Source organism: Rhodoferax sp. RT5P35 (genome assembly GCF_056521385.1).
On the sequence record NZ_JBWMAX010000120.1, the window covers coordinates 1 to 1,452 of the forward strand.

The 1,452-nt window shown below is 63.7% G+C and carries 2 protein-coding genes and 1 pseudogene; all 3 read right to left on the minus strand.

The features are described 5' to 3' along the window. A pseudogene (locus AC097L_RS24175) lies at window positions 1-439 on the minus strand (phosphodiesterase); the annotation flags it as partial. Window positions 440-501: 62 nt separating this feature from the next. After that, window positions 502-1,143: a retropepsin-like aspartic protease family protein gene (locus tag AC097L_RS24180; protein ID WP_479589267.1), complete on the minus strand. Its 642-nt coding sequence runs from the start codon at window positions 1,141-1,143 to the stop codon at window positions 502-504. Beyond that, window positions 1,143-1,452: nucleotide-binding YajQ family protein (locus AC097L_RS24185; protein ID WP_479589268.1), on the minus strand; the 310-nt coding region annotated here is incomplete at its 5' end. The genes AC097L_RS24185 and AC097L_RS24180, both read right to left, overlap by 1 nt.

Sequence of the window (1,452 nt, forward strand, 5' to 3'; positions counted from 1 at the left end):
CGGCGGCGGCGTGGCTGCGGATCAGCGTCTGCTGCGCGTCGGTGGGTGGGCTGGTTTGCACGGCCAGGCTGTCCTGCAGCTGGGTCATGCCGATGTTCATGGTCATGGCGGCACACACCAGGCTGTTGCGTTCGCTGTCCACCAGGTGCAGTTCGTGGGCGGTGATGTGGCACAGCACGGCGCATACCAGGGCGTGCAGGGCGCTGTAGCCGACCGACGCATTGGTGGCCAGCTGGAACAGCAAATACAGCGCCGTGTCGGTGTCTTGGTGCAGCAGGTCTTGCATCCAGCGGTCGTACTGCCGGATTTTGGATTCAAAGTCGGGGATGTTGCGCGGATTGGCCAGCACCATGGCCAAGCCCGACTCCAGATCGGCCCACAGGCTGAGCAGGTCTTCGTAATCGGCTTCCTGCGGAGAGGGCACTTGGGTGGTGGGCATGTATCGGGGGCAGTCAGAGGTACAGGCCGAATTTAGCAGAGACGGGGCATGTGTACACGATCTCAGTATCGCCGTTCCAGCACCATCTGGTCGTTGATGCGGGTCATCTGGAACTGGGTCAGGAAGCTGTTGCCCAGCAGCACATAGGGCATGGACGCGGGCGTGACCACCGCTTCCACCCCCGGCAGCTCCACATCGCCGATGCGCACCGAGTTCAGCCGGATGCGCCAGCCGATGGAGTTGCCGTTGGCTGTGTTCATGCGGATCTGTTCGCCGTTCTTGTAGGGAATGCCCATGCGCTCGGCATCGTTCACGCCCAGGGCGACCGCAGTGGCCCCGGTGTCCACCATGAACTGCATGGCCTGGCCGTTGATCTTGCCGGGGCCCATGAAGTGGCCCTGGCTGTCGGCCATCAGCACGATCTTGTTGCCCGTGCCCTTGCCCTTGACGCTCACCGGCGACTCGCCCACGCGCAGGGTGGCGCGCTTGCCCGCAATCTCCACCACCGCCTCGTCGTTGGCGGCAGACAGCAGCTTCACCCCCAGATAGGTTTCGCCCGGTGCCACGCTCTTGGGCGCGCGCCCATCGACCAGCAGCAGGGCCTTGCCGCCCATCATGCCGCTCAGGGCGACGCTTTGGGCCTGCGCGCCCGCAACCATGGCCGTACAGAGCACGGTCAGGCCGAGGCGGTGCAGGGTGTGCATCAGTCGCGTTGGTTGTTGAAGCTCAGGGGCAGGTCGGTGATCTCTTTGCGGATCACCGCCATGGCCGATTGCAGATCGTCGCGCTTGGCGCCGGTGATGCGCACCGCATCGCCCTGGATGGCGGCGGTGACCTTGAGCTTGCTGTCCTTGATGGCGCGGGTGATTTTTTTGGACACCTCGGTCTCAATGCCGTTGCGCACCTTGACCACCAGCTTGACCTTGTCGCCGCCCATCTTTTGCACGTCGCCCTTGTCGAGGAACTTCACGTCCACGCCTTGCTTGGTCATTTTGTTGGTCAGTACGTCCATG